Source organism: Vibrio sp. SCSIO 43009 (genome assembly GCF_023716525.1).
GTDB lineage: Bacteria > Pseudomonadota > Gammaproteobacteria > Enterobacterales > Vibrionaceae > Vibrio > Vibrio alginolyticus.
Window position 1 is genome coordinate 71,229 of record NZ_CP071844.1, and the last position, 18,467, is coordinate 89,695.

Consider the following 18,467-nt stretch of genomic DNA (forward strand, 5'->3'; position numbering starts at 1 on the left):
TTAAATTTGAAGCGTGTTACCTTTTTCTTCGTAGAGAAATCTCAATAATGTTTATAAGATTGTGCCTGAATTTCATTACGTTAGTGAATGGGTAAAGTTAGTTAAGTTTTATTTATCTACTACTTCATGTTATTGCCTTGAAGGTTGATGAGGTATCTAAGGGTGTTATAACGCAGAATCGACTTCTTTCTCATAACGGTTAGTTGAACTACTATTTGTACATTATTTTGTACCAGATGGAGTTCAGTATGAGTCGTATTCATTTCGATCAAGACATTCAACCGTTGTCTGAGTTTCGCGCAGGTGTAGCTTCTTACATCAAACAAATCAATGAGACTCGCCGTCCATTGGTAATTACACAACGTGGCAAAGGTGTTGCTGTTGTTCTTGATGTTGCAGAGTATGAAGCAATGCAAGAGAAAATCGAATTGCTGGAAGAAATGCGTACAGCGGAAGCTCAGTTAGCTTCAGGTCTTGGCGTTTCCAATGATGATGCGCGTGCTCAAGTTTTGGGGCGCATTAAAAAATGAAAGTAATTTGGTCTCCATTAGCGCTTCAAAAGTTAGGCGATACAGCGGAGTTCATTTCTTTGGATAACCCATCTGCAGCAGAAAAGTGGGTCAACGAAGTTTTGATAAAAGTGAACTACTTGGCAGTATGCCTGAAGTGGGGCGCTTTGTTCCTGAAATGTCTCATACGAATTATCGTGAAATTATCTTTGGTCACTATCGTATTATCCACAGCTTAAGTCATGAAATCCGCGTACTAACAGTTCGTAATTGTCGTCAAATGCTGTCGGAATATGATGTGTAAAACTGCGTTTTAACAAAGCATTTAAGAGTGATTCCCAACGCTTGGCATTTTTAGTTTGGATCAAGTTTAGTGTTTACTGCGTCCAAGTTAAGTGTCGTGGTTGCGTGGCTCACCACTTAGCGCGGCGTTATATGCCCGTAATAAGAAAATCGATAGCAGAGATGATCTCGTCTCTAAAAGTGCTTAGATTGCTTACAGGCTCTCTTAGAATTTTGGTTGGTACACTTGCCATTTGATGCGTCAGAATTACGAAGTCACCTTCATCAATATGGATTACGGGACATAGATGACTAGGTGCTTTTTTCTCTAACAACTCAGTAGGCGTCAACGGAATAACTAACCGAGTGTTCAATGTATCCAGCAATCCACTTTGAACGTCAACAAAGTATGGGTATGCGGTTGCTGTGTTTTTATCGTTGTTTTTGTATAGCGAGAATTGTGACATTAGAATACTCGGTAAGAATCAGAAAATAGTCCATGATTTTCAGTTAGCTCGTTACAAGCATTAATGCCCTCAGCATTTTGCTTTAACCATTCAGTCTTAAGGCGTTGACGTACTTCTTTTTCAAGTGCCTTTTCCATTGTTGCCGAAAGGTTTATATTTAACCGTTTAGCCTCCGCAAGTAACTCACTGTTTAAGCTTAAGTTTGTAGCTTTCTTTGGTGCTTGCGTACTATATGCATTTCTCATAATAGTAACCTGTGCGTATTGTGTGTGCGCATAAATTATAGGCGCACACACAAGCATATAACAAGCATTTCGGACTGCTCACTCCATAAAGGCTCAATTAATCAGGTCTTTTTGTTTACATATTGTAAACTTAGTGTGACTGTCGTATAGTGTTTACATGATGTAAACAAGAGTTAGGAAATGCACGTAATTAAACGAGAGCCTTTTGAAACGGCAAAGCGACTATATCCGCAATGTGCCGAGGCACTAGACTCAACTTTCAAAACGCTAAAAGCAACAAAAGCAAAAAGACCAGAACAACTCAAACAACTTTTTCCGTCATTGGATAACTTTAAATACGTAGACAAGTGGTATGTCATCGACATTGGCGGCGGTTCATTAAGGTTAATCGCCTTTATCGAATTTACAGGTGGGAAATGCTTCGTTAAATACATCGTTACCCACGCAGAATACGACAAGATAGCAGACCAACACAGAACAAAGGGGAAAAGGGGGTAAGCATGAACATTCAAGCTCTAAAAACCCTATCAAATGAAATTCACACAGCGATGCCTTGGTTACAAGGCATCCGTGACCATGAGCAATATTTAGAGCTTATGGAACTCATGGATACGCTAGTAGAAGACTACGAGGAAAACCATGTCTTGATTGACTTGCTATTCCCTGTACTTGAACGCTACGAGGAAGAATCAGAACACTTCCAAGAGTTTAACGCGCACATTGATAGCCTAGATACTGGTATCGCCACTCTTCGCGTTCTCATCGACCAATACCGCCTAACTCTAAGTGATTTACCTGAGATTGGTGGCAAGTCGCTAGTATCGCTAATCCTAAGCGGTAAACGCCAACTAACCGTTGGACACATTAAAGCGCTATCGGAACGTTTCGGCGTACCAAAGCATATGTTTATTTAGCAGAACACCACCAGCAAGGACACATCATGAATAAAGGCATCGACTTAGACCGAATCTTAAATACCATGAAGAGAATGAGCCCGGAAAAGCTAGAGAAAACCTTTGAAGACTTTGAACTGGTTAAGGCGAGAGAAGCCGCCAAGGAAGCCGACGAACAGGCAAAAGAATCTGGTATCGAGCGCATCACGTTGTTCTTTGTTGGTGGTCAAACTGCCCTACTGGCTAAGCCAAACTCGATGACGCAAGCTTGGCTATTTAATCTGTACGGCAATGGCACGATCACCATTCCAGAGGAAGCTATGGTTAACTTTGAGGTAAGAAGTCATTTTGGCGAACTGCATCGCTTTTCTATGGAGTATAACGAGCTGACTTACTGGAACGACTTGATTGATAGCAAGATGGCCCAAGAGCTTGCAGAGTTTCTTGAGTTACCAATGGTGTGAGTAGAATAAAGTTTCGTTACTAAGTAATAAGGACTCATAACGATTAGAATATCACACCAAAAAGGCAGCGTTCATGTCGATACGCTGCCTTTTCCAAAACATTTATGCTCTATTGTTGGTTAGCACTAGAGCTAATTAACTTCATTTAGATAAGAGTTTTCCTTACCTATATAGCTATCCGTTATTTTGCAATCTAATACCCAGCGCCTCTCATTAACCTATTGATTAACAATTGAACTGTAATTGGAAAGATTGCATGATAGGAGTATGAAAGACAGCTAAAACCCGTATAGAAAGCGTTATTTCCGCAACGGATCTCTCAGGCTGAATGTACGTGATTGTAGCCTAAGAGTGAAAGTGGCGGGGTAATAGGGTGGAAAAGCGGCGAAAAGGGCGAATATTGGTCATTTCCATGCTAGCCTTAAAGCGCTTTAAGCGCACCTTAATATGGCGCAGCAATTAAAGAGTGACGCTAAAGCGATTTAAGGTAGTGAGCTGCCAAATACTTCGGCTTCGATTTTTGCCTGCATGCCGAAAATTTCTCGTCATATCAAAAGATTAGGCGTAAACATAGCCGACTTTAGTTGCGGAATAACAAGACGTTCAAGGCGATTCGAAACGCATTGGGGTTTTAGTGCCCAAATAGGCACGGATTTATCAGAGTTTATTTTAGGTTAGGGTGCATGTGCGTCTCTCACACCTTAACTGCGCGTTAGGATTTAGGAGTTAAAATGGACTTTGCTGTTCCAGAAATCGTTCAAAATAACCCGATGGTATTTGGTTTTTGCCTTACGCTATCATTGCTAGGCGCAACCATCAAAATGGTCACCGCTTTAATTAGCTTCTATGAGGAAGTTGTAATAAAGCGATATTTTAATAGATTAGCGTCGCTAAGTGAGTGTATTCCAGAGAAAACTAAAACGAGTGAGTATCTTCTAAGGTTAAAAGAAAATGAAGTTTTCCGTTTAGCCTCTGGAATAAGGGTTTCTCCAGAAAAAAGCGAGATGTTGATTGATGTCTATATGCGTGGTTTAGCTGATAATAGGGAGCTAAAGCGAATTCAACGTTTTATGAAACCTATTCAAGGTAAAATACATATCGAAACTGATTTTATTGATAAAGTGCAAATACTTTACTCTTTTTGTGCAGCAATGTTTCTCTTTCTGTTCGCAGTTATTCTTGGGGCTCCGTCTTTCTTTTCAGAAAATAGTGCTGATGCTGTTGCTGGTATCTTTATTATGCTAGCTATGACCTTAACTGCTGCTGTCGTGGGCTCTGATTTTAGAACATACCGAACACTAAAGCGCATAAGAAAGAGGTTAATAGAACTAGAAATGGTATCCAATGCCCAAGCAAAGCTATTTTGGAGCGTGCCTTGGCATAAATCCTAACAAACTGTTTAAGAGTGATTCGCAACGCATGGCACTTTTACTATGCGTTGAATTTAGTGTTTAAGGTGGTATACGGCGGCATCGGTATTGCGTTGCTCACACCTTAACAGGGCGTTATAGCTCAAATAGCAAGGAGGAAATATTTGAATCAATTAGTAGTTTCATTAATAGTAATTTTGATGCCTGGAATTATAGCGACCATAATCTGTGATAAATTGACTAATCACTCGAAGTGGGATTCTTTCAAGTTTGGCTTATATGCTTTAACTTTGGGGATGGCTTGTTATGCATTATTACAGGTTTGTGTTTATATAGTTAATGTTTGGTCCGCTACTACGTTTAGCATGGACTCAATTCAATGGTCTAACTTGAAAATCTGGTCTAGTGCATTGAATGGTGGTACAGGTCTTGAGCCGTGGGAAATCTGTATTGCTGTTCTATTTTCAATCCCAGTTTCATTTTTTGCTTCATGGCTTATTAACTTTAAGTTGTTCAACAAAGTTGCACAGGCATTACGAGTTTCCAATAAATTTGGTGATGAAAACTTGTACTCTTATTATTTGAACGCTCAAGAGATCGATTGGGTTTATGTTCGAGATAAAGAAAACGGTTTTACTTATCAAGGCAGGGTTGTTTCGCATTCAGAAACAGAAGCGTTACAAGAACTTGTTCTATCTGAGGTCTCTGTATTTACCTATGACGACTCTGCACATTGCTATGATGTTCCAACCATGTACATATCAAGAGAAATTGGTAAGCTTGTAATAGAAGCTATACCTGATGAGATCCTAGGAGAAGTCAATGAGTGACAATCAAAAGCGTCCTATCAACGAGGGCTATTCGCGTAATATTCAAAAAGGCAATAATAAGCCAAATAGTACAAGCAACATAAAACCGACGAAAGCACCTCCTACACCGAAGCCCAAGTCAAATTAGAGCTATAACAATCTGTTTAAGAGTGATTCGCAACGCGTGGCATTTTTGCTATGCGTTGCGTTTTGTGTTTAAGGTGGTATGCGGGAGCTTCAGTATTGCGTTGCTCACACCTTAACAGGGCGTTATGTTTAGGAAGGAGTGTTAATTTGAGAACAGAGTTATGCGAACTTACTGGAATGTTAGAAAGATTGGTTAGAGACTCAATCTTAAGCGTTTCTGGGCATGAATGGGATGAGGATTTTATTACATTAAACCTACTTAGAGACCTAAGAAATGGTTTATCGAGCACTTCTTTAGTTGGTAAAGATCTGAGAAGCAGTATCAGTTGGCAAATTTACAAGTTAAAAGGAACTCACGAAAATAATTTCGGAGACGTTGCGTTAGCTGTCAATATTAACTATCGAGATGGATCTTCGTTAAACGGTTCAGCTTTCCTTGAAGCTAAAAAACGTGATTGGCGAAAAACAACCTTTGGTGCCATGAGAATCCCTCAGGCTAAAAAAATACTAAAGAATGCGCCTAGAGCGCAATATCTCCTTTATGATTACGAAGATATCACTAGTTTTTTGAACGGCTCGCTATATTCAGAAGAGCTTGATTACCATTATCGTCATAGAATGGATGTTGTCCCGCATGCTCCAGTGACAAGAGCAGTCTGCGTACCTCTTAATCTAGCGGTCGCCACCGGAGATAAAGACACTATATTGTACCGTCATGGTCTTCCCTTATCATTGATGCTATCAACTAGGTATTTTCAGGGCTTAGACTTGGAGTTTGACGATACATCGAATCAAGTAGCAACAGGCTTCTTAAAAAAATTTGGTCTTCCTAAGTTTGTTGTCAAAATTGATATCAGAGACTCTAATTCTGATGGCAATGATAGTGATTTGCGCATCAATACCCAAGAATATCAGCTGGTTGAATAAACATAACAAGAGACTATGGCGTCAATAGTTAATTTTTGAGGCTATCTGTATCCCACATAACACCATCTCTTAGCATTGAATTTAAGATAACAACCATCTTTCTCATGCAGGCAACAATGGCAACTTTTTCGGTTTTCCTGCCGTAAGTAGTCGTTCATAAGTTGCTTTGAAAACAGGGTTGCATTGGATAGCCGACATCATCGCCATATACATAACGGTCCTAACTTGAGACCGCCCTCCTTGTATCAGCCGCTTACCTTTAAAGCGGCCACTTTCTCTTGTTATTGGTGCGACACCAATGAGAGAAGAAGCTTGTTTGTTAGTGATAAAGCCCAACTCGGGTACATTACTAATTAGGGAGGCAGTAAGGACTTTGCCAACACCAGGCATGCTTTGGAGAATAGTATTTTCGGCTTGATACTCAGGACAGCTCTCAATCAGTTTCGCTATCTTTGCTTCTACTTTTTCCATCTGATTTTTCAGGGCGGTAAGGATAGGGGTAATCGTAGACGAGATATTCTTAGGTAATATTTGTAGTCGGTTTCTTTCCATGGTTTGCATGGTGAGTAGTTGGTTACGCCTTGTGACTAAGTCACTCATAAGACGTATGTTTTCACTTTTTAGTTTGGTCAGTTCGGGCTGAACACGTTCGGCATAATGTGCGATGAGAGCGGCATCTAAACGGTCGTTCTTAGCTCGTTGACCAATGGCACCAGCAAACCTTTTAATACGTAGTGGGTTGGCAATAACATAAGGTAATTTGGCTTTGTCACAGGCGAGTATAAAAGGCATTTCTAATCGACCTGTAGCTTCGATGACGACACGTTGAGGTTTGTGTTTCTTAATGGTTTTTATGGCATCGCTGATGCCTTTTCGGTGTTCGGGACAGTGAAGTAAATATCGAGTGGGCGGATGTAGATGTCTAATTGTTACTTACCAGTATCAACGCCGACATTAATGTTTTGAAGTGTGTTTGTATTCATAATAAGCTAACTCTTGCTTGCAAATGCGGGCTCGAGACCCAGAAGACTATTCGAGTGTGGTGCTTGGAGTTCTATCAGGCGTTCGTACTTGTTACCGGTCTCTCAATTGAGGAGCCATCGTTCAATCGAACTACCCGATAGAAGAACTTTAGTTGCAGCTAAAGTCTGGGTCTCACCTTACCCGATTGGAGTACTTATTATCCATACAAGCAATTTAAGAGGGATTCACAACGCTTGGCACTTTTGCTTCTACTTCAAATTTAGTGTTTATGGCACAATGCTTTAGGTAAGGTGGTAGCGTTGTTCACCCCTTAATTGGGCGTTAGCCTTACAGGAGGAAGTCTTGAGTTACGGAATCACATCAAGAGATTATCTACAGAGAGCTAAAACGCTTCGAGCTAAGAATGATATTGCTGCGTTATTCTATGCTGCGTTCGAATTAAGGTGTGGAATTGAAGTGAGGATGAAGGAGTATCTTGAAGCTCAACGACATATTTCGGAAAAAAAGAAAAAGGGCTGGAAAATTGCTGAGCTGGCAAGAAACATCGAAGATACTTTTCGTTTAGGTGAAAAGAAGGCCATTATTCAAATTGTTGATGCATCTACTCAAGTGCCAGTATTGTTTGCTAGTTATACTCCTGTAAGAAAAAAATCCCATAAAGTTGCACAAAAGTTGGGAAACTATATGCACTGCGCTAAGCAATACTACAGTGAAAATAATCCACACTGGGATCATGTAAGGGGACTTGTTGATGAGGGGATTGCTGAGTTACAGTTTTCAACTTCAGGTAATTTGTTAGGCCCACCAATGAAACATCCAAAAACTGGTGAGGTTCAAATGTCTCTAGAAAACAATCAAGAAAAACATGGTTACTTGCAATCTTCCCCTAATATTTTGTTTAGAGTCGATTACGAGTAAGGCTAACAAAGCATTTAAGAGTGATTCGCAACGCTTGGCAGTTTCGCTTCGCTCAAGTATAGCCAAGCGCTGCTCACACCTTAATGCGGCGTTATGTGAATTGGAGAAATTGACTATATGAAGAAGTTTATCGCTATATTTATAGCTCTCTTTTGTCTAGCCTCGATTGGTGCTCAAGCTAATGATCATCAGTTAAAAACAGCATATGATAATCATCAAAGTGATGTTCAAGTTCAAGGCTCAGGCACAGTAATTCGCTTGCTACGTGATGACAACGAAGGAAGTAGGCATCAAAAGTTTATTTTAAAGTTGGACAGTAAACAGACCTTACTTGTTGCTCACAATATTGATTTGGCTCCTAGAATTCCAAACCTAAAAGTGGGCGATCGAGTTCAGTTTTACGGTGAATATGAATGGAATAAAAAAGGTGGTGTTATGCACTGGACACACCATGACCCAAACAATAGACACCCGCACGGTTGGTTAAAGCACAAAGGTAAGATGTACGAGTAAAAATTCACATAACAAAGCATTCAAGAGTGATTCGCAACGCTTGCCAGTTTCGCTTCGCTCAAGTATAGCCAAGCGCCGCTCACACCTTAATGCGGCGTTAGTTTCCTTATCAATATCGCATGTTCAATTTACTGTACAAGTAGAGTGGTGACGACTATACTTGTTCCATTAAACGTACATGTGGAGGTTCTTATGAGAATCGTATCTTTTACTGAAGCTAGAAATAGTCTTAAAGCTGTTTTAGACGGTGTAGTTAATGATGCTGATACTACAGTTATTACACGCCGTGATTCTGAAGATGCAGTGGTTATGTCTTTAGACTACTACAATAGCCTTATGGAGACAGTTCACTTACTACGCTCTCCTCAAAACGCTGAACACCTAAATCGTTCGATTGCACAGTACCGTGCCGGTAAAACAACAGCACAAGAGTTAATTGATGAGTAGTAGTCAACGTTTACTGTCGTGGACTGATGACGCTTGGGATGACTACCTGTATTGGCAAACTCAAGACAAGAAAACACTCAAGCGCATCAATAAACTCATCAATGATGTTAAACGCTCTCCATTTGAGGGCATCGGCAAACCAGAGCCGTTAAAAGAGAACTTATCTGGTTTTTGGTCTCGCCGTATTGATGACACTAATAGGCTTGTTTACGCAGTCGATGATCAAGCGATAACGATAATTTCGTGTCGTTACCACTACTAAATCAGGTTTAGCGATCTGGCATCTAACAAACATTTAAGAGGGATTCGCAACGCGTGGCATTTTCACTATGCGTTGAGTTTAGTGATTAAGGTGGCTTGCGGAAGCTTCGGTATTACGTTGCTCACTACTTAACGCGGCGTTAGCCGTCATGGAGCTTGCTATACTAAAAGTGATAGAATAGTATCACTTTAGTATTCCTTTGGAGCCGCTCTCATGAAAGTAGAACTAGTTACATCACTTAAACGTCAAGCAACTAAAATCCTCGCCGATCTCCACGACACCAAAGAACCAGTGTTAATTACTGAACATGGTAAGCCATCGGCATATCTGGTTGATGTTGATGATTACGAGTTTATGCAAAATCGCTTGGCGATTCTGGAGGGGATTGCACGAGGTGAACGTGCATTAGCTGACGGTAAAGTGGTGAGTCACGATGACGCCAAGGACAAAATGTCAAAATGGCTGAAATAATCTGGACTGAGCCAGCGTTATCTGACCTCAATGATATCGCTGAATATATCGCACTTGAAAATATCGTAGCTGCAAAACAATTGGTTCAAGCGATCTTTTCTAAAGTCGAGCGCTTAGAGGCTTTCCCTGAATCGGGTCGCATTCCGCCTGAACTAGCACATCTAAGTTATCGTGAAGTTGTAGTTAATCCATGCCGTATTTTCTATAAACAAGACGGCGATAAAGTATTTATTCTGTTTGTTATGCGTGCTGAGAGAGACTTACGTAAGTTCCTATTGAGCAAGCAATAACCTTTGGGAATGAGCGGCTAACTGCTCAAGAGGGATTCGCAACGCATGGCATTTTAACTATGCGTTTGTTTCAGTGGTTAAGGTGGTATGGGAAGCTTAGGTATTGCGTGCCTCACACCTTAACAAGGCGTTATGTGTTTTGGCGAAAGTCTCAAACTTTAGATGAGCATGTCTGTTAATCTTGGTGTCGGCAACAATAAACTATCAAGGACTGATTTAATGTTTAATTGGACAAATCCTAAGCAAATCGATCTCACTCAACCATATCTGTACTTCATTAAGATCTCTGCTGAACAAAAGGAGTTTCGTTATATTGGTAAAGCTTCGAATAAAGCGAGACTGAATGAGTACAAATCTAACGTGGTAAAGATTCTCGAAGGAAAGTCTCGACGACCGGTGTTAAAAAGAGATGGCTCTCTTCAATCACAAGGTAACTTGAAATACAGATACGTTCACCTTGTGTTAGCTAATGCTCAAAAAAGGGGCTGGGATATAGAGCATTACCCAATTGAAAATGTAGCTAAGCAAGACCTAAATTCCCGAGAGTTAACACTTATAGATGAGTTTGAGTGCAATATGAATGATGGCTCAACTTGGTTAATTGAACAATTTTCTGAACTATCAGAGCAATTGCTACAAACAGTACGCACATAACAACTATTTAAGAGAAATTCGCAACGCGTGGCGTTGCAATTAGTGTTTAAGGTGGTGTACGTGCACCTCATCATCTCAACAGGGCGTTAGCAGAATAGGATAGAAACGACAGTAATGGAATACTTGGATAGATTAATTAGAACCTGTGAAACAGCTAAAGCAGCCAAACCTAAATCTGATTTTAGGGTTTCTAGCTTTAATGAAATTCCAGACCTTGATAAAGGGATTTATATCATCAAAGAGGTTGGCGGATGCGCAGATAGTACGTTTGAATCATTCGTAGATTTTAAGCGGAAAAAGCTTAAAGCATGTAGCAAAGTAAATACCCCATCACATGTTCTATATGTCGGTTCCTCAACTACTGGTTTACGAAAAAGGTTAAGACAACATCTGATTTATTGTCCTGACAAAACGTACTCATTACACATGTATAAATGGTTCGATGGTAATTATGAGGTTCGAATTCTTGAATATGATGTTCCAATAGAGATCCTTCAGCTCATTGAAGATGCAATATCATATGATTTGAAGCCTGCTTTTGGTAAGCAAGGTGGAAACAATAAATAGGATCGCTTTGATAAATCTGCTAACAAACTGTTCGAGATGGCTTCGTAACGCTTGGCGCTTTCACCCCAAGCCAGTTTAGTGTTTATGGCACAATTGTTTAACTAAGGTATTAGCGTCGTTGATACCTTAACAGGGCATTATGATCCACAAGATAGCGAACATCAGAAGTAAGTAGTTTGTACTAAATTACGGTATTATGTGTAATTAACCAAAATGTAGCTACTTATGAACATACCCACCTTTTCTACACCGACTTATCCCTCAAAAATATCTTGCTCTAACTGTAAAGCATGCTGTTGCCGACTGGAGGTAATGATCATTTCTGATACGGGAGTACCAGAACAGTATATAAAACGTGATCAGTATGGTAGTGAGTCAATGCTGCGTCTAAGTGATGGTTGGTGTGCTGCTTTAGATAGAGACAGTTTAATGTGCAAAATTTATGAAAATCGTCCTTGGATATGTCGCGAGTTTGAAATGGCTTCAGATGAATGTTTGGATGAGCGAGATAAGTTCATGTAAATGATATTGCTAAGGTTTGTTTTGTTCGTAAAATCAATCGCTCAAGAATGATTCGGCACACGCGGCAATTTCATATGCGTTTGATGTTTATAATTAAGGTGCTGCAATATTACGTTACTTACTCTTAAAATTGGGTTCGAGCTCAATCCAGTAAAATAAAGCTTTAGAAGCAGATAGCATTTCTTACTACTCGCTACTTGAGGAACGAGAAATGAGCTAACCTGTAAAAGATTATGTTTTTTTACATCGAGACTACTTACATGCTGGATTACGAGATAGACGAAGCTTGGTAACAAGTTTCGCTTGCTTGAATATGAGACAGCTCAACCTAATACACTTGAATTTTAAGAGTAAAGGTATCTTGAAGTTGTGAACTTTATATGTTCGCTAAGTCTGAATTAAGTTACAACGAACCTAAAGTAAATGACACATTAAATTGATCGAGTCAGTTGACCTTATGCACCTCAGTTCTATTTCTACCGTTATGTTTTGCCTGGTAAAGCGCATCATCAGCACCTTTAAGAATAGCGTTGATCGGTTCTCTTTCTGCAAACCATTGAGACATGCCGATAGAAATAGTCACGTGACCTACAACATCAAACTCGTTTGAATCAATGGCTTTTCGGATTCTCTCAGCAACGTATTCAGCTTGACGTATGTCAGTTTTAACTAAAAAGACCATAAACTCCTCTCCGCCAGAGCGGCAGACAATATCCATCTCTCTCGCCTGAGCCTTGATAATATTTGCCACACTGACAAGTAAGGCATCACCGGCATCATGGCCAAAGGTATCATTGACTTTTTTGAAATAGTCAACATCCAGAGCGAGTACAGAAAATGGAGTGTTTTGTATACGCAAGTTATCAATGGCTTTATCTAAACCTCGACGGTTTAACAGCCCAGTCATTGAATCCGTTAAAGTATCGATATGCAGTTGGTCAATGGTGTTGGATACAATGTTGAATGCGCTGAGAAATGAACACTTTAGATGTGAAGCTTCAAAATACCAAGGTTTAACTTCATTTAAGTCTCGTATAGCAGAAGTACGGTTTTCAAAGCTTTTGACTACATTAGCTAGCTGCCACAACGGTTTTGAGATAAAAGCCGCAGATATCCAAATAACTAAAAGCGTGATGGCTCCAATTGGAAAAGTTTCTACAAGCACATCCCACATTTGGTCGTTAAGTACAGAAAAAGTTAAGCCTTCTGATTTCTGTGCAACTATCCCCCAACCTGAAGCATTAACTGGTGCGTACCCAGTAAGCATATCAATACCCTTGGAGTTAATGATGGCTTTACCACCTTTATTTCCCTGAATAACATCATTTATCGCGTCATTATTAACAATGACTTCTCCCACTCTTTGCCGATCAGGGTGATAGATCAATGTCTGATTCTTATCCACAACGTAGAGGTATGACCCATCTCTATAGCTATGTTGCCCAAGTATGCTCATTAACATGTTCTTCTTATCGAGATAAATAGAGCCACTGACATATCCTAAATACTCTTTTTGTTCGGAGAAAATAGGGTGGGAAATACTTATCAGATAATTACCTGCAGGAGATACGAAGGGATCAGTCACGATTGGAGACTTAGCTTTCAATGATTGTAGCGAACTTTCACTTGTTAATTGGACACCTTTCACTTGTATTGCTTCAGGTGAAACGGCAACAATAATTCCCTTCGCATTGACGATGACTACAGAGTTAAAGGCATTGGTTTGGAGCCTCAACCGATCCACTTCTTGTTGCAACTCATCTGTATCTCGCACCTTGCTTCTAAGCATAAGTGCGCTGTACTCCAATTGTGATAGTGCTGATTCAATGAAAGTGTCCGTCATTCTGGCCATTTTTTCAGCATAAACACGATTGGATTCAATGGTGTTAGTGACAGTTAGTTCACGTTGAACATGATATATGGAGTAAAAAGCGTTTAGAAGGGTGACCATCATACTAAAGATGCTTAAAAATAGTATCAGTTGTCTTAAATTTAACTTATCTCTCAGCCGCTTTGATTCACCCAGGTATTCCATAAATTAAGTCATCCATTGGTCTATTAAAAGTGATTCTACTCGTAACTGTAAATCGATTAAATCCAGTTTGAACAGATTTGACAGTTCAGCCATGTTTGATATGCAACTTCCTTATTATCTTATATATTTCTTGAAACTCATATAAGCAACATAGATGGTAAACATACAGCAACTAAGCTCTAGACCTGAACAATATTAGGATGGGGGCAATTAGAGGTTCTTGTTACGACGAAACGTCAACTTAATCCGTAAAAGCATGTGTTTAATATGTTGTTTTGAAAATCTAATTGATATATTGCTAGCTTGATATGCAATGTGGTGATAGTTTACTTATTTAAGTATGCTCTTAACCTTGGGCAGTACACGAGTATTTTGTGGTTTATATGAAAAAAAACTTTCTCAGCTCCGCTAAGCTCGTTTTGTCCTACTTTGCATTCGCGTCAATGTGGGTATTGTTCTCAGACAAAGCGGTAGAGCTCCTATCTAACAATCAACAAGTATACACCTCGGTTCAGTCACTAAAAGGAATGCTATTTGTTGTGATCACCTCTTTCTTGCTATGGGGGCTGATAAAAAAGAACAACAGGTATATTGAACGAGCCAATGACATTGACTATGTAACCGGTTTACATAGCCCCTACGTCTTTTTTCGCTATTTGGAACAAAAGTTTCGTAATACAAAAAAGGATGAACATTATGTTTTATTTCTTCTCGATATAGACAATTTTAAGCCCGTTTCCGACCGAATCGGTTTTGTAAAGAGTAATCTGTTTCTAAAAGATATCGCACAATCGATTAACTCTTCTACCGTTTCTCCACTTTTCTCTTCAAGGGTGCATTCTGATGGATTTGCTTGTTTGATTCGTATGGAAAGCGAAAGTCAAGTTGATATGCACTTAGCACTTATTCAAAGGCAGTTTAAGCAGAACTCAAAACGTCATGGTATTGATTTGACATGCTCCATCGGTGTTGCGCTTTATCCATTTGATGGGGAAAGTGTAAAGCAGCTCATGTCGTCAGCTAAATATGCACTTGCTCAAGCAAAGATCACGAAAAACACTATCCGCTACCACGACAAAGAGCTCGCTAAACATGAGCTCCAGAGACAACAGATGACTTCAGACTTACGTAACGCAATACGAGAAGGCCAAATACAGATTGTATTTCAACCAAAGTATTGCCTTAAAGATAAGAGAGTCGCTGGAGTTGAAGTGCTCTCTCGATGGAAACACCCCGAATATGGAGATATATCTCCTGCAGTATTTATCACACTGGCAGAAGAGAACAATCTCTGCAGTGCTCTAACAGAACTAGTCCTCAAGCAAGCATCAAAGCAACTTAGAGAAACGCAGCTTCTAGGACGAGCCATTCAAGAGGTATCAGTGAACCTTTCTGCTACTGAGCTAAATAGCATTGAAGATATGCATCGTATCGAAAATTACTTAAAAAAAGACCTTGATTTTGCACAATACCTCTGCTTAGAAATAACAGAGACAGCAACGTTAAACGATGTTGAACAATGCGCAAGTTTAGTCAAGGAACTCAAGAAATCTGGTGTGAGGTTCTCTATTGATGACTTCGGTGTTGGCTATACCTCATTTGCAATATTCAATAAGTTGGATGTCGATGAAATAAAAATAGATCGAAGCTTCATTAAAAACATCGCTATTGATTATCGCTCAAGAGCGATCACTTCCGGCATAGTCAACATCGCAAAGGGATTTGGTATTCAAGTCGTTGCTGAAGGGGTAGAGACCCTTGAACAGTTGTGTGTTCTAGAAGAGTTAGATTGTGAGCTAGTTCAAGGGTTCTATTTAAGTCGTCCAATCCCCATTGCTTTATTGGATAGAAAATTAAATAACATCGCAAATGTTATGTATTAAGATGTTGTATTCCCCTCTCTGCTCTTTCGCAGGGAGCACCCTAGCCATTAAAGATGGTGCTGCATTATGTGGTGAATTTTCTACTTAAGTAATTTGTTAAAATCACGCATTGGTATGCAGATATAAATCACGCCCACATTCGCTGTGCCATAGCCAACGGCTTTATGTACGTACCACCACACGGTTCGTAATCCCTCGGCGTTTTCTTCATCCCATTCCAGTACACTACCAACAGGAACATGGTGCGAAGCAATACGCAGCATTAGCGGCTCTAAGGACTCGCCAAGGTTTTCGTCGCCATCGTCCATCATGAAAAAGTTCTCTTGCTCATCTGGACAAGCTAATAAAGCCACCAGCTCTGGCTCACGATAAGTAAGCGTGTCTTGGTTGGTTTCTAGCTCTAGCACTGACTCGCTTTGGTAATTATCATCCGTTGGTTCCAGTTCTGGCTCAATAGGACGATACAGGGACGCTTCAAAGTGATCAGGTGATAGTTTGATGGCCTTAATCCAATCATCCCTTAAAACACGGTTAAAGGGCACATGGCCTTGGTATCGAGCCTTTCTTACTACAGGTTTAACTGCGTCACTCATTTGATGATTCTCTCTAATCTGCTTGGTGTTACGTTCATCATTTTTGCGAAGTTGGTCAGAGCTTCACTCTTAGTCTTTCCTTGCAGCTTGTAGCCGTCATGGAAGTTCTGGAAGCCGACCTTAATCATATCGATATAACCTTTCTTCTCGTTGGACTCCTTACGCAGTTTGCGCGCTTGGCGCTTGATGGTTTCGCTTTCCCGTTTCTGTTTGGCGATCTGTTTTTCCACTGCTTTCTGAGCGCGTAGATACTTCGCGTGTTCGCGCGTAGCGGCGGCCTTATCCACCACCGTTTTACGGTTACGTGCGGCAGCTTTCTTCTCGTTCTCGTTGAGCAAGTACGTTTTGTTATCTGAGCCAAAACCAACACGGCGCGCTTGCTGTTTCATTTGGTTGGCCAAGATGCGTTGCCATGCCAGCGATTGCAGCATGGTTGCCGCCTTGAGAACGTGTTTACATGCCACACCGGACAATTCAGGGTTTCGGATTTTCGGGAAAGCAAACTCTTTAGGCGGCGCTATGCAGTAGTTACCCATAGTGGCCAAGTATCGATACCAATACTGGTGACGGCCACAGTCGCAATCAAAGGAAATACGGCCAGCACACGCCAATTGCACCGCTTGGTTGTAATCCCCATTAGGCGGTTCGTGTAGTAGTTCATCCCACTGCTCAAAACGCACCTTTACTCGGTGTTCTTCATGTCGAGACACGCTTGATGCTCGGACACGAATAAGCGCGATATTGTTCTTAATACCGATCAACGTGGCCTTGTGAATGCCTGTACCGTCATCGACACGGTTGTTTGCACGGTCTACGTCGATTTGACGCGAGTTCTTCACCAAAAAGGCGTAGGTGATACCCGCTGTCTTGCTGTCATAGACCTCTTTGTGTCGCTGGCGAGCCTTGTCGAACTTGATCAGGTCTTCTTTGGTAAACCGTTGCCCTTTAGCCTTTTCGCCTAGCGCTTTTAATGCCTTATTAGTTGGCTTGGCCAGCGTTGAGGCGGTCAGCGTTCGCTTGGCATTACGGCGGTTTCTCTTTTGCGCCTGTTCAATCTTGTTGAATAGCTGGTTGAACTGCTTTTCATTGAGGCCAAGGCTGGCAAATGAGCCGTTATCCCGTTTCTCCGCTTCAAACTTCTTCGGCATAAGTTACAGTCCCATTTCGTCCATGAATTGACGCATGGAACGACGCACCCAAGATGCTGGTGGAAGCTTGATGGTTTCGCCAACAGGTAGCGGATTCATTGGGTCGTCTACGTCACAGACCAGACTAACCAACCAATCAAGCTCAACCGTGGCGTAAGCTCTGTAAGAGACGAGATCCGCACGATAAACCTCATCAAGTCGAATGGTGTACTCAAAGAGATCGGTATTGCCCGAACGGTTGACGTATTCCATGACGATGGCAAAGAAATGCGCCCGTAGAATATCGTCCTCGATGTTCTCTGCTGAGAGGCGGGATAACTTACTCATAGTCGCCTCCCATACGATACTTACCGTCTGCGATTAGCCCTGTTTTAGCCTTGAACAGTCCCATTGCGCGCGAGGCCATTTCCGGCTCTTTCTTGGGCTTGCGTAACATGCCAAACAAGCTCTTAAGCGTTACCGTGTCGCTAAGGTTGTCTTGTGTGGCCGCATAGACCACAAACATAAGCGCGTAGGTATCAGGGCGCAGTTCTGACCAGTCGATGTTGTACATTGGCTTGCCATCTGTTCCCCGTACTTCTTCCACGATGGACGGCGACACTTCATAGCGGCCACCAGCATTAGACGGGTAGGTGATAGCATTTAGGGATGAGAGATAGTTATAGGCTTCCATTGCCGACACAATGATCGGTCTGCCTTTTGCGTCCAGTTCGGACAGGCGAACGGCGCGCCCATACTTCGAAAAGTAGGGCGTAACCTCGTCCACCAGCACAATAAAACCGCCTTTTTTGAGCTTTTCTAACTTCTCGGGCAAAGTCAGCTTAAGGCTCATCAATGAGCGCTCTAATTGTTGGCATTCGATGATATGGAGTTGACCATCATTCACACCAGCAAGCATAAGCCGTGGCTGGCCAGATGATAGAGTAAGTACAGCTATGCGCATTCGTGCCATGTTGTGACCTCTAAGTGCGCTTTTTAAGATGAGGAGTCTTGGTCATTTTAACACCATCAACCAAGCTTTTTAGCCCTATTAATAGTATTTATATTAATTAATGCTCGGAATATCG

The 18,467-nt window shown here is 41.1% G+C and carries 24 protein-coding genes and 2 pseudogenes; 18 read left to right on the forward strand and 8 right to left on the reverse strand.

What is annotated here, in order from left to right; all coding sequences use genetic code 11:
• The first annotated feature begins 248 nt into the window (after positions 1-248).
• Entirely contained in the window at positions 249-530 is a 282-nt protein-coding gene (locus J4N43_RS24160; protein ID WP_000086647.1) for a type II toxin-antitoxin system Phd/YefM family antitoxin, read from the forward strand.
• A pseudogene (locus J4N43_RS24165) lies at positions 527-813 on the forward strand (type II toxin-antitoxin system RelE/ParE family toxin). The gene J4N43_RS24160 and the pseudogene J4N43_RS24165 overlap by 4 nt, the downstream one beginning before the upstream one ends.
• A gap of 127 nt (positions 814-940) precedes the next feature.
• On the opposite strand, the gene J4N43_RS24170 reads toward J4N43_RS24165, so the two are convergent.
• Together J4N43_RS24170 and J4N43_RS24175 are read right to left on the reverse strand one after the other, a co-directional pair.
• Positions 941-1,258: a CcdB family protein gene (locus J4N43_RS24170; RefSeq protein ID WP_017634137.1), complete on the reverse strand. Its 318-nt coding sequence runs from the start codon at positions 1,256-1,258 to the stop codon at positions 941-943.
• Positions 1,258-1,503 carry a type II toxin-antitoxin system CcdA family antitoxin gene (locus J4N43_RS24175; protein ID WP_054579197.1) on the reverse strand — a complete coding sequence of 82 codons (246 nt, stop codon included), beginning with the start codon at positions 1,501-1,503 and terminating at the stop codon, positions 1,258-1,260. The genes J4N43_RS24170 and J4N43_RS24175 overlap by 1 nt, the downstream gene beginning before the upstream one ends.
• A gap of 180 nt (positions 1,504-1,683) precedes the next feature.
• Here J4N43_RS24175 and J4N43_RS24180 point away from each other — a divergent pair, with 180 nt between their 5' ends.
• From J4N43_RS24180 to J4N43_RS24215, 6 genes are all read left to right on the forward strand, one after another.
• A complete protein-coding gene (locus J4N43_RS24180) occupies positions 1,684-2,001 on the forward strand; it encodes a type II toxin-antitoxin system HigB family toxin (RefSeq protein WP_252094209.1) in 318 nt (105 codons plus the stop codon).
• Positions 2,002-2,003: 2 nt separating this feature from the next.
• Positions 2,004-2,417: a helix-turn-helix domain-containing protein gene (locus J4N43_RS24185; RefSeq protein WP_025998577.1), complete on the forward strand. Its 414-nt coding sequence runs from the start codon at positions 2,004-2,006 to the stop codon at positions 2,415-2,417.
• A gap of 26 nt (positions 2,418-2,443) precedes the next feature.
• Positions 2,444-2,860, forward strand: coding sequence for a hypothetical protein (locus tag J4N43_RS24190; protein ID WP_252094210.1), 417 nt, complete (start codon positions 2,444-2,446; stop codon positions 2,858-2,860).
• A gap of 731 nt (positions 2,861-3,591) precedes the next feature.
• Positions 3,592-4,251 (forward strand): hypothetical protein, encoded by a 660-nt coding sequence (locus J4N43_RS24195; protein WP_252094211.1) that lies wholly within the window; start codon positions 3,592-3,594, stop codon positions 4,249-4,251.
• A 143-nt stretch (positions 4,252-4,394) separates the two neighbouring features.
• Positions 4,395-5,060, forward strand: coding sequence for a DUF6338 family protein (locus J4N43_RS24205; RefSeq protein WP_252094212.1), 666 nt, complete (start codon positions 4,395-4,397; stop codon positions 5,058-5,060).
• 273 nt (positions 5,061-5,333) lie between these two features.
• A complete protein-coding gene (locus J4N43_RS24215) occupies positions 5,334-6,113 on the forward strand; it encodes a hypothetical protein (protein ID WP_252094213.1) in 780 nt (259 codons plus the stop codon).
• 28 nt (positions 6,114-6,141) lie between these two features.
• Here J4N43_RS24215 and J4N43_RS24220 read toward each other — a convergent pair.
• A pseudogene (locus J4N43_RS24220) lies at positions 6,142-7,096 on the reverse strand (IS110 family RNA-guided transposase).
• 343 nt (positions 7,097-7,439) lie between these two features.
• Here J4N43_RS24220 and J4N43_RS24225 point away from each other — a divergent pair.
• The 9 genes from J4N43_RS24225 (at position 7,440) to J4N43_RS24275 (ending at position 11,741) form a co-directional block, all read left to right on the forward strand.
• Positions 7,440-8,015, forward strand: coding sequence for a hypothetical protein (locus J4N43_RS24225; RefSeq protein ID WP_252094214.1), 576 nt, complete (start codon positions 7,440-7,442; stop codon positions 8,013-8,015).
• Between the two features lie 117 nt (positions 8,016-8,132).
• Complete coding sequence (locus J4N43_RS24230) at positions 8,133-8,528, forward strand: DUF3465 domain-containing protein (protein ID WP_252094215.1); 396 nt, start codon at positions 8,133-8,135, stop codon at positions 8,526-8,528.
• A gap of 192 nt (positions 8,529-8,720) precedes the next feature.
• A complete protein-coding gene (locus tag J4N43_RS24235) occupies positions 8,721-8,975 on the forward strand; it encodes a type II toxin-antitoxin system Phd/YefM family antitoxin (RefSeq protein ID WP_017634119.1) in 255 nt (84 codons plus the stop codon).
• A complete protein-coding gene (locus tag J4N43_RS24240; protein ID WP_005464459.1) occupies positions 8,968-9,237 on the forward strand; it encodes a Txe/YoeB family addiction module toxin in 270 nt (89 codons plus the stop codon). Before J4N43_RS24235 ends, J4N43_RS24240 begins: the two co-directional genes overlap by 8 nt.
• Before the next feature lie 213 nt (positions 9,238-9,450).
• Positions 9,451-9,708 (forward strand): type II toxin-antitoxin system Phd/YefM family antitoxin, encoded by a 258-nt coding sequence (locus J4N43_RS24250; RefSeq protein WP_017634117.1) that lies wholly within the window; start codon positions 9,451-9,453, stop codon positions 9,706-9,708.
• On the forward strand, positions 9,696-9,998 hold the full coding sequence (locus tag J4N43_RS24255) for a type II toxin-antitoxin system RelE/ParE family toxin (RefSeq protein ID WP_136976192.1): 303 nt from the start codon (positions 9,696-9,698) through the stop codon (positions 9,996-9,998). The genes J4N43_RS24250 and J4N43_RS24255 overlap by 13 nt, the downstream gene beginning before the upstream one ends.
• A gap of 219 nt (positions 9,999-10,217) precedes the next feature.
• The gene (locus J4N43_RS24265) at positions 10,218-10,652 is read left to right on the forward strand and encodes a hypothetical protein (RefSeq protein WP_017634115.1); all 435 of its coding nucleotides are present in this window, start codon (positions 10,218-10,220) and stop codon (positions 10,650-10,652) included.
• Between the two features lie 114 nt (positions 10,653-10,766).
• A complete protein-coding gene (locus J4N43_RS24270) occupies positions 10,767-11,219 on the forward strand; it encodes a GIY-YIG nuclease family protein (RefSeq protein WP_054579183.1) in 453 nt (150 codons plus the stop codon).
• A gap of 225 nt (positions 11,220-11,444) precedes the next feature.
• Entirely contained in the window at positions 11,445-11,741 is a 297-nt protein-coding gene (locus tag J4N43_RS24275) for a YkgJ family cysteine cluster protein (protein ID WP_053307322.1), read from the forward strand.
• A 445-nt stretch (positions 11,742-12,186) separates the two neighbouring features.
• On the opposite strand, the gene J4N43_RS24280 is transcribed toward J4N43_RS24275, so the two are convergent.
• Positions 12,187-13,776: a sensor domain-containing diguanylate cyclase gene (locus J4N43_RS24280; protein WP_017634112.1), complete on the reverse strand. Its 1,590-nt coding sequence runs from the start codon at positions 13,774-13,776 to the stop codon at positions 12,187-12,189.
• A gap of 383 nt (positions 13,777-14,159) precedes the next feature.
• Between J4N43_RS24280 and J4N43_RS24285 the strand changes: the two genes are divergently transcribed.
• Complete coding sequence (locus tag J4N43_RS24285) at positions 14,160-15,659, forward strand: putative bifunctional diguanylate cyclase/phosphodiesterase (protein WP_017634111.1); 1,500 nt, start codon at positions 14,160-14,162, stop codon at positions 15,657-15,659.
• An 80-nt stretch (positions 15,660-15,739) separates the two neighbouring features.
• Here J4N43_RS24285 and J4N43_RS24290 read toward each other — a convergent pair whose 3' ends face one another.
• The 4 genes from J4N43_RS24290 to J4N43_RS24305 are packed head-to-tail and all read right to left on the reverse strand — an operon-like array spanning position 15,740 to position 18,352.
• Entirely contained in the window at positions 15,740-16,252 is a 513-nt protein-coding gene (locus J4N43_RS24290; protein WP_017634110.1) for a hypothetical protein, read from the reverse strand.
• On the reverse strand, positions 16,249-17,400 hold the full coding sequence (locus J4N43_RS24295) for a phage tail protein (protein ID WP_170890862.1): 1,152 nt from the start codon (positions 17,398-17,400) through the stop codon (positions 16,249-16,251). The genes J4N43_RS24290 and J4N43_RS24295 overlap by 4 nt, the downstream gene beginning before the upstream one ends.
• Before the next feature lie 3 nt (positions 17,401-17,403).
• On the reverse strand, positions 17,404-17,727 hold the full coding sequence (locus J4N43_RS24300) for a hypothetical protein (protein ID WP_024703879.1): 324 nt from the start codon (positions 17,725-17,727) through the stop codon (positions 17,404-17,406).
• Entirely contained in the window at positions 17,720-18,352 is a 633-nt protein-coding gene (locus J4N43_RS24305; RefSeq protein ID WP_054579188.1) for a hypothetical protein, read from the reverse strand. The genes J4N43_RS24300 and J4N43_RS24305 overlap by 8 nt, the downstream gene beginning before the upstream one ends.
• Between the last annotated feature and the right edge of the window lie 115 nt (positions 18,353-18,467).

Excerpts from the sequence above, each read along its gene's own strand:
- J4N43_RS24160 (WP_000086647.1), top strand. The coding sequence starts at position 249 with ATGAGTCGTATTCATTTCGATCAAGACATTCAACCGTTGTCTGAGTTT.
- J4N43_RS24170 (WP_017634137.1), bottom strand. The coding sequence starts at position 1,258 with ATGTCACAATTCTCGCTATACAAAAACAACGATAAAAACACAGCAACC.
- J4N43_RS24175 (WP_054579197.1), bottom strand. The coding sequence starts at position 1,503 with ATGAGAAATGCATATAGTACGCAAGCACCAAAGAAAGCTACAAACTTA.
- J4N43_RS24180 (WP_252094209.1), top strand. The coding sequence starts at position 1,684 with ATGCACGTAATTAAACGAGAGCCTTTTGAAACGGCAAAGCGACTATAT.
- J4N43_RS24185 (WP_025998577.1), top strand. The coding sequence starts at position 2,004 with ATGAACATTCAAGCTCTAAAAACCCTATCAAATGAAATTCACACAGCG.
- J4N43_RS24190 (WP_252094210.1), top strand. The coding sequence starts at position 2,444 with ATGAATAAAGGCATCGACTTAGACCGAATCTTAAATACCATGAAGAGA.
- J4N43_RS24195 (WP_252094211.1), top strand. The coding sequence starts at position 3,592 with ATGGACTTTGCTGTTCCAGAAATCGTTCAAAATAACCCGATGGTATTT.
- J4N43_RS24230 (WP_252094215.1), top strand. The coding sequence starts at position 8,133 with ATGAAGAAGTTTATCGCTATATTTATAGCTCTCTTTTGTCTAGCCTCG.
- J4N43_RS24235 (WP_017634119.1), top strand. The coding sequence starts at position 8,721 with ATGAGAATCGTATCTTTTACTGAAGCTAGAAATAGTCTTAAAGCTGTT.
- J4N43_RS24240 (WP_005464459.1), top strand. The coding sequence starts at position 8,968 with ATGAGTAGTAGTCAACGTTTACTGTCGTGGACTGATGACGCTTGGGAT.
- J4N43_RS24250 (WP_017634117.1), top strand. The coding sequence starts at position 9,451 with ATGAAAGTAGAACTAGTTACATCACTTAAACGTCAAGCAACTAAAATC.
- J4N43_RS24255 (WP_136976192.1), top strand. The coding sequence starts at position 9,696 with ATGGCTGAAATAATCTGGACTGAGCCAGCGTTATCTGACCTCAATGAT.
- J4N43_RS24265 (WP_017634115.1), top strand. The coding sequence starts at position 10,218 with ATGTTTAATTGGACAAATCCTAAGCAAATCGATCTCACTCAACCATAT.
- J4N43_RS24270 (WP_054579183.1), top strand. The coding sequence starts at position 10,767 with ATGGAATACTTGGATAGATTAATTAGAACCTGTGAAACAGCTAAAGCA.
- J4N43_RS24275 (WP_053307322.1), top strand. The coding sequence starts at position 11,445 with ATGAACATACCCACCTTTTCTACACCGACTTATCCCTCAAAAATATCT.
- J4N43_RS24280 (WP_017634112.1), bottom strand. The coding sequence starts at position 13,776 with ATGGAATACCTGGGTGAATCAAAGCGGCTGAGAGATAAGTTAAATTTA.
- J4N43_RS24285 (WP_017634111.1), top strand. The coding sequence starts at position 14,160 with ATGAAAAAAAACTTTCTCAGCTCCGCTAAGCTCGTTTTGTCCTACTTT.
- J4N43_RS24290 (WP_017634110.1), bottom strand. The coding sequence starts at position 16,252 with ATGAGTGACGCAGTTAAACCTGTAGTAAGAAAGGCTCGATACCAAGGC.
- J4N43_RS24295 (WP_170890862.1), bottom strand. The coding sequence starts at position 17,400 with ATGCCGAAGAAGTTTGAAGCGGAGAAACGGGATAACGGCTCATTTGCC.
- J4N43_RS24300 (WP_024703879.1), bottom strand. The coding sequence starts at position 17,727 with ATGAGTAAGTTATCCCGCCTCTCAGCAGAGAACATCGAGGACGATATT.
- J4N43_RS24305 (WP_054579188.1), bottom strand. The coding sequence starts at position 18,352 with ATGGCACGAATGCGCATAGCTGTACTTACTCTATCATCTGGCCAGCCA.